The organism is Glutamicibacter sp. BSL13 (genome assembly GCF_052928425.1).
This window is the reverse complement of the sequence record NZ_JAVGCZ010000118.1, coordinates 1-7,288: the sequence shown is the minus strand read 5'-3', so window position 1 is coordinate 7,288 and position 7,288 is coordinate 1. Positions and strand designations below refer to the sequence as shown.

Here is a 7,288-nt window from a genome sequence, read left to right as displayed (position 1 = left end):
TGCGCGCTGCCGGGCAGCGGCAGCAGGTGGTGTCCGCGGCGCTGGGGGTGATGAACCCGGGGTCCGCGTTCGAGCAGGCCCCGGCCATTCGCGGGCCGCGTGCGCGGCGCGAGAAACGGGGCGCGCGGCTGCCGGTGCTGCAGCAGGCGCTGCTGACCCGGGTGTGGCGCCGACGCCTGGCCGTGCCGCCGCTGGGGGTGGGTCTGGCGCTGGCGGCGGTGCTGCTGCTGGTGCGTTCGGCGGCGAACCCGATGACGCTGGCAGTTGGGTTGCTGCCGCTGCTGGTGCTGCTGATGCTGGCCGCGGCCAGCGCGGTGGAACCGCTCCTGGCCTCGGCGGCGCTGCGCCGGATGCTGGCGGTGGACCGCACCCAGGTGGTGCGCGCGGCGGCGTGGCTGATCCTGCCCGCGGCCCTGCTGGCGACCTGCCTGGCGGTGGGCGTTGCCGCCTGGTTGTTCGTGCTGCCCTCCTGGACGGCGGCACTGGCCGGGGTGCTGCTGGCCAGCGGCGGGGTGTTCGCCGGAGCGGTGCAGCGGGCCGGGCGCGGGCACCAGGACTTCTCAGGCCAGCTGCTGGCGGCCGGCACCAGTACCGAGGGGTTCGCGGCGGTGGGGTATTCCCTGTCCGGGGTGCTTCCGGTGTTGGCCGGGGCAGCACCGCTGCTGGCGGTGCTGCTGGGCACCACCGATCTGCCCTGGGTGCTGTGGGCCGTGGGCGCACTGGCCTGCGGAAGCGCCCTGGCGGCGCTGCGCGAGAAGGCAGCCTGAGCTTCCTCCGGCCGCTAGGTCGGCTGGCCCTGCGGGTCGGGTTTGCCGGCGTAGTACTTGGCCATGACCTCGTCCTTGAACTCGAAGAACGTGCCCTGCTCGATCGCCTGGCGGGCGGATTCGACCAGGTTCACGGTGAAGTGCTCATTGTGGATCGAGATCAGCGTGTGGCTGAGCAGCTCCTTGGCCTTGTACAGGTGGTGGATGTAGGCCCGGGTGAAGTGCTGGCAGGCGTAGCAGGTGCAGCCGTCGACCAGCGGGGTGAAGTCGCGCTTGTAGCGGGCCCCGGAGAGGTTGAAGCGGCCGTGCGGCGTGTAGAACGCCGAGTTGCGCGCCACCCGGGTGGGGGAAACGCAGTCGAAGGTGTCGGCCCCGTTTTCGATGGCGGTGAAGATGTCATCCGGTTCGGAGATTCCCAGCAGGTGCCGCGGCTTGTCCTCGGGCAGTTCCTGCGCGCACCATCCCACGATGGTGCCCAGGTTTTCCTTCTCCAGGGCCCCGCCGATGCCGAACCCGTCAAAGGCCATTGCCCCCAGGTCCCGGCAGGCCTTGCGGCGCAGGTCTTCGTACTGGGCGCCCTGGATGACCCCGAACAGGGCCTGGTAGGGCTTGGTGCTGCGCTCGTCGGTGAGCCGGAAATGTTCGGCGATGCAGCGTTCGGCCCAGCGCCGGGTGCGCTCCAGCGACTCGACCTGGTAGCCGCGCGAGTTCTGCAAGGTGGTCAGCTCGTCAAAGGCGAACATGATGTCCGCCCCGATCTGGTGCTGCACGCCCATGGAGATTTCGGGGGAGAAGCGGTGCATGGTCCCGTCCAGGTGGGATTTGAACCAGACCCCGTCCTCGTCCACGTTGGCCATGCGCTCCTTTCCGGGGGCGACCGCATCATCCGGGCCGGACTGGTCCACCGATTTCATGTCGATGACCTTCTTGAACCCCGACCCCAGGCTCATCACCTGGAAGCCCCCGGAGTCGGTGAAGGTCGGGCCCTGCCAGCCCATGAACGAGCCCAGTCCGCCGGCGGCGTCCAGGATGTCCGCCCCGGGCTGCAGGTACAGGTGGTAGGCGTTGGCCAGCACCGCCTGGGCGCCCAGCTCCTGGACCTGCGCCGGGGTTAGTGCCTTGACCGTGGCCTTGGTGCCCACCGCGATGAACGCGGGGGTCTTGATCTGCCCGTGCGGGGTGGTGATGGTTCCGGTGCGCCCGGGCAGGGTGTTGCCCTCGCCGTCCGTCAGCCGGGTGCCGACCTGGAAGGAGAATTCGGCTTGCTGGGGGTGGGCGGCGGCGGGATCAAAAGTTGTTTCTGGCACCTATCTAGTGTGCCGCATGCGCGCACCCGTGAGGAAAACGACAGGTGGCGGAGTGGAACAAACTAGGCAATGCGCGGTGCAGCGGACAAGAATGGACAGCGGAAGGCCGCGGACCGCCGGAAAGCGGTGGGGCCGTGGGCGCAGGTGGTGTCGTTGGTCAAGGGAGGCAGCGTGGGTTTGGAGCAGCCGGGACTGCGTGGAGCATTGAAGTCGCTGGTGACGCTGGGCCCTGCCCGCAATGACCACTGGATCGGGTTGCGCACCGCGCTGGGAATCTTCCTGCCGCTGCTGGTGCTGATGCTCGTGGACCGGCTGGATCTGATGGTGTTCGTGGTCTTCGGTGCGTTCACCGGCGTCTACGGCCGGGTGGACGGGTACTGGAACCGGCTGCGCATGCAGGTGCGCTCGGGGCTGCTGTTCTTCGCGGTCATCACCCTGGCGCTGGCGGCGTCCACCTGGTGGGTGGCCCATGATGACCCGGAACTGAAGTCCTGGCAGATCGTGGGGGCGACCACGCTGGTGGCCGGGATCTGCTCGGTGCTCGCCGGGCTGCTGCGGTTGCGTCCGGCCGGTTCCCTGTTCCACATCTTCGCGTTTGCCGCGATTGCCTCCATCCCGCAGCCGGTGCCGTTCGCCGATGCGCTGATCGCCACCGGGGCCACCATGGCGCTGGCCGTGGGGATCGGGGCGGCCGGGGCGGTGGGCCAGTGGGCGAACGTCTGGCAGCGCACGAAGCTGCCGCCGTTGTCGGACAACGTGAAGAAGGCGATCTGGTGGGAGGGGCTCTTCCACATCCTGACCGCCGGTGCGGCCGGGGCGCTGGCCAACATCGTGGGCAGCCAGCTGGCGGCCGGGCACAACTACTGGGCGATGGTCGCCGCGGTGGTGCCGTTGGCCGGGCACACCACCCGGCTGCGGGTGCGCCGCGGCATCCACCGTGTGCTGGGCACCTTGGTGGGCATGAGCCTGATGGCCGCGCTGATTCTGATCAACCCGCCGCTGTGGGTGCTGGTCGGCTGCATTGGTCTGTTCCAGTTCATGACCGAGGTGCTGGTGATGCGCAACTACTTCTTCGCGCAGATCTTCGTCACCCCGCTGGCCCTGGTGGGGGTCACGCTGGTGACCGGGTTGTCCACGGCCGTGATGTATGACCGGATTGTGGAGACCGTGATCGGCTCGCTGGTGGGCATCATCGGCGTGCTCGCCGGCAGCGCCTTCGGGCGGATGCTGCTGCGTCGCCGCGCTGAGCAGGCATAGCCGCCGGCGCTTCGGTGCCGGCACCGCCGCCGGACGGGGGTCCGGTGCGGCGGCGCGGGCGGTGGATTGGCAGTCGGGTTAGACGTTGATGCCCACGTGGGCCATGGCCTGGCGCAGGATGTTTTCCCGTCCGCCCACGAACTCGGACTGGATCTGGCTGCTCAGCGCCTCGGCGGGTGACAGCCAGCTTAGTTCCAGGGCGTCCTTGCGTGGGGTTGACTCCCCGCGCACCGGCACGATGTAGCACATGGCCACCGCGTGCTGGCGGTCATCGGTCAACCCGGTCTCGCTGGGGGCCGGGAAGTATTCGGCGACCGTGAAGGGCACCGGGCTGGCCGGCAGCTGCGGCAGCACCAGGGTGCCCAGGTCCTTCTCAATGTGGCGGATCAGCGCGGCCCGGATGGTCTCGCGGTACATGACCCGCCCGGAGACGAAGGTGCGGCGCATGCGCCCGTCCCCGTCCCCGGTGAGCATCAGGCCCACCTCGTTGACGTAGCCCAGCGGGTCCAGCCGGACGGGGATCGCCTCCACGTACAGCATGGGCAGGCGTTGGCGGGCCTCGTAAAGATCCTCTTCACTCAGCCATCCCGGATAGGGGTCAGGTGTGCGCACGTTCATACTTCCCATCTTCTCCCACAGCCGGGCGATTGGAACAGAAGCTGACCCGGTGTTGCGCAACTCACTGGCGAAGGTACCCTCCGGGGGTAGTCAGCGGACGCGCAGGGCGGTAAACTTGTTGGGATTCTTCAATCACTTGCGGCGCGATGTCGGGCCCGCCCTTTCAACCACGCGACCATCCACTCGAGCGGGGACCAAGATGACCAATGCCACCGAGCGCCTGAGCGCCAAAAACTTCACCACCATTGCGGTGCTGATCGTCTCGACTTTCGTGGTCATCCTCAACGAGACGATCATGAACGTTGCCCTTCCCGTGCTGATGGGTGAATTCCAGGTTACCGCCGACACGATCCAGTGGCTGACCACCATCTTCATGCTCACCATGGCGGTGGTCATCCCCACCACCGGGTTCCTGCTGCAAAAGCTGAGCACCCGGCGGGCCTTCGTGCTGGCCATGGGCCTGTTCACCCTGGGCACCGCGCTGGCGGCGCTGGCCCCGGGCTTCTCGGTGCTGCTGGGGGCCCGCATCATCCAGGCCTCCGGCACCGCGATCATGATGCCGCTGCTGATGACCACCATCCTGGACCTGGTGCCCCCGGAGCGCCGCGGCGTGCTGATGGGCAACGTGTCCATCGTGATCTCGGTGGCCCCGGCGGTCGGGCCTACCCTGTCCGGGCTGATCCTGCAGTACCTGTCCTGGCGGTTCATGTTCATCGTCATCATCCCGGTGGCGGTGCTGGCCCTGCTGATCGGCACCCCACGGCTGGATGCCACCGCCCAGAGCTCCAAGACCCCGCTGTCGGTGCCCTCCCTGCTGTTGGCCTTGCCGGGCTTCGGCGGCCTGGTGTACGGGCTGAGCCGGCTCTCGGCCGCGGGGCTGAACGCCGTGAACGCCACCGTGCTGGTGGTGGCGGTGCTCTGCCTGGTGGCCTTCACCCTGCTGCAGGCCCGCCTGCAGCAACGCGATGCTGCGCTGCTGGATCTGCGTTCGTTCACCTACCGGCCCTTCACGCTTTCGCTGCTGCTGATGGTCTTTGCCATGGTGGCCCTGTTCGGGGTCATCATCCTGCTGCCGATGTTCTTCACCTCGGTGCTGGGCCTGGACACGCTGGCCACCGGCCTGATCATGCTGCCCGGCGGGTTGTTGATGGGTCTGCTGGCCCCGTTCGTGGGCCGGCTGTTCGACAAGGTCGGGGCCCGGCCGCTGCTGGTGCCCGGCGGGGTGATCCTGACCGCGGTGCTGCTGGGCTACGCGCTGGTGCTTGATGCGCAGACCCCGGTCTGGCTGCTGGTGGTGATGCACCTGGTGATGAGCCTGGGCATGGCGCTGATCTTCACCCCGGCGTTCACCACCGCGCTGAACCCGCTGCCGCACCACCTGCATTCGCACGGTTCGGCGGTGCTCTCCACGCTGCAGCAGCTGGGTGGGGCCATGGGCACCGCCCTGGTGGTGGGCGTGGTCGCCGCCACCACCGGTGCGCGCGCCGCCGCCGGCGTGGATGAGCTGGATGCGACCATCCAGGGCTTCTCCGCCGGTTTCAGCGTCGGGGTGGTCTGCGGTATCGGCGTCATCGTCATCGGGTTCCTGCTGGGCGGCCGGCAGCAGGCTCCGGTTGCCGAGGAGGGCGCCCTGTCCACCCACTAGCCAAGCGGGCGGATCCAACTGAGCAGGCCGCATCCGGGATTTGCCCGGATGCGGCCTCTTCAATTTCCGCGCGGGCCGAACTAGGCTGAAGTCGAAACCACATGAGTAAGTGAGCATTAACCGAATGTCGGTGGTGGCCACGACGGCGGAGGGGTAGCGGATGCAAAGCAAGAATGCGGTGGCACTGGTCAGCGGCGGCCTGTCGGGATTGGGGCGGGCCACCGCCCAGACCCTGGCCGAGGCCGGGGCCAAGGTCGTGGTGCTGGACTTGCCTCGGGAGGACGGGGATGAGATTGCCGCGCAGATCGGGGCGGAGGTCAGCTACTGCGCGGCCGACGTGACCAGCGCCGAGCAGGTGCAGGCGGCCGTACAGGCCGCCGCCGCGCGCGGGCCGCTGCGCATCGTGGTCAACTGCGCCGGGGTGGCCACCCCGGGCAAGGTGCTGGGCCGCGATGGGGTGCTGCCGCTGGAAAAGTTCGCCAAGGTCCTGGAAATCAACACCATCGGCACCTTCAATGTCATCCGGCTGGCGGCCGAGGCCATCAGCCAAACCGATGCGCTGCAGGACGAGCAGGGCACCAGCGAACGCGGGGTCATCGTCAATACCGCCTCGGTGGCCGCATTCGACGGGCAGATCGGCCAGCCGGCCTACGCGGCGTCCAAGGGGGCGGTGGCGGCCATGACCCTACCGCTGGCCCGTGAGCTGGCCCGCCACCAGATTCGGGTGATGACCATTGCCCCGGGGATTTTCGAAACCCCGATGATGTCCGGGCTGCCGCAGGCCGCCCAGGATTCGCTCGGCGCCCAGGTGCCGCACCCTTCCCGGCTGGGCAAGCCGCAGGAATATGCCGCGCTGGTGAGCCACATCGTGGCCAACCCGATGCTGAACGGGGAAACCATCCGGCTGGACGGCGCGATTCGGATGGCGCCGAAGTAGGGGGTGGTTCTACCCCGAGGAATCTTCCGGCGAGGTGCTCCCGGGGTCGGCGGGGTGGGAAGCGTGGTGCCGGGCGGCCCGGTGCTCGGCGTGCGTGACCTGGTGACGTCGGGTCTCGGCGGCGATCAGCACGATCACGGCGCCCAGGGCGGTGCTAACGGGCAACCACCATGAAAGCCCGGGGTCCCGCCACTGGCCAAGGGCCACCGGCAGCATCCCGGCAAGGAAGCCCATGGCCACCGAATGCCGCCCCCGTTCTCCGTGGGCGGCGCCCGCTCCCAGCACGGCCAGCACCAGGACCGCCACCAGCCCCGCCCACGCCTGCTCGTTCCATTGCGTGGCGGAGAAGAACAGCTCGGTGGTGAAGACCAGCCCGTAACCGGTCAGCAGCCCCAACGGCACATCGGTGCCCAGCCGCTCGGTGAGGTTGCCGGCGGTATGCCGATTCAGCTCCCGCAATCCCAGGGCCGCGGCCCCCGTGGCCGCCACTGCCGCCACCACCGCCGTCCACGGCAGGAACGCGGCCGCCAGCACCTGGCTGCAGCCGAACAGCGCGGCCGCGCAGGCCAGCAGCGGGCCGGCTGCCCGCTGCCGACGGGCGCTGCGCTGGGTGGGCAGCAGCGCAAAGAGCCCGGCCCCGAACACCGCGAACGCCAGGACCGGCCAAACCACCACCTGGCTGGCACCGGTGCTCCACAGGGTGGTTGCGGTGCGTGCCACGCCGGCGGTGCCCAGCGTCAGGACGCTGAGCGCAAAC

The 7,288-nt window shown here is 69.0% G+C and carries 7 protein-coding genes; 4 read left to right on the top strand and 3 right to left on the bottom strand.

The features are described from left to right. Positions 1-767 (top strand): hypothetical protein (locus RCJ92_RS14210; RefSeq protein ID WP_446754894.1); only part of this gene is annotated, 767 nt, incomplete at its 5' end. 14 nt (positions 768-781) lie between these two features. On the opposite strand, the gene tgt is transcribed toward RCJ92_RS14210, so the two are convergent. Then, positions 782-2,074, bottom strand: a complete 1,293-nt coding sequence (gene tgt, locus RCJ92_RS14205) for a tRNA guanosine(34) transglycosylase Tgt (RefSeq protein ID WP_360028334.1) — start codon at positions 2,072-2,074, stop codon at positions 782-784. A gap of 171 nt (positions 2,075-2,245) precedes the next feature. Between tgt and RCJ92_RS14200 the strand changes: the two genes are divergently transcribed. Then, positions 2,246-3,331, top strand: a complete 1,086-nt coding sequence (locus RCJ92_RS14200; protein ID WP_446754893.1) for an FUSC family protein — start codon at positions 2,246-2,248, stop codon at positions 3,329-3,331. A 78-nt stretch (positions 3,332-3,409) separates the two neighbouring features. Here RCJ92_RS14200 and RCJ92_RS14195 read toward each other — a convergent pair whose 3' ends face one another. Further along, positions 3,410-3,949 carry an NUDIX hydrolase family protein gene (locus RCJ92_RS14195; RefSeq protein WP_054821910.1) on the bottom strand — a complete coding sequence of 180 codons (540 nt, stop codon included), beginning with the start codon at positions 3,947-3,949 and terminating at the stop codon, positions 3,410-3,412. Between the two features lie 199 nt (positions 3,950-4,148). Between RCJ92_RS14195 and RCJ92_RS14190 the strand changes: the two genes are divergently transcribed. Continuing rightward, entirely contained in the window at positions 4,149-5,594 is a 1,446-nt protein-coding gene (locus RCJ92_RS14190) for an MDR family MFS transporter (protein ID WP_446754892.1), read from the top strand. 160 nt (positions 5,595-5,754) lie between these two features. Next, positions 5,755-6,531 carry an SDR family NAD(P)-dependent oxidoreductase gene (locus RCJ92_RS14185; RefSeq protein WP_446754891.1) on the top strand — a complete coding sequence of 259 codons (777 nt, stop codon included), beginning with the start codon at positions 5,755-5,757 and terminating at the stop codon, positions 6,529-6,531. Positions 6,532-6,540: 9 nt separating this feature from the next. Here the strand turns inward: RCJ92_RS14185 and RCJ92_RS14180 are convergent. Beyond that, a partial coding sequence (locus RCJ92_RS14180) for a hypothetical protein (RefSeq protein WP_446754890.1) occupies positions 6,541-7,288 on the bottom strand: 748 nt, incomplete at its 5' end.

Coding starts and splice junctions, on each gene's coding strand:
- RCJ92_RS14185 (WP_446754891.1), top strand. CDS start 5,755: ATGCAAAGCAAGAATGCGGTGGCACTGGTCAGCGGCGGCCTGTCGGGA.
- RCJ92_RS14195 (WP_054821910.1), bottom strand. CDS start 3,949: ATGAACGTGCGCACACCTGACCCCTATCCGGGATGGCTGAGTGAAGAG.
- RCJ92_RS14190 (WP_446754892.1), top strand. CDS start 4,149: ATGACCAATGCCACCGAGCGCCTGAGCGCCAAAAACTTCACCACCATT.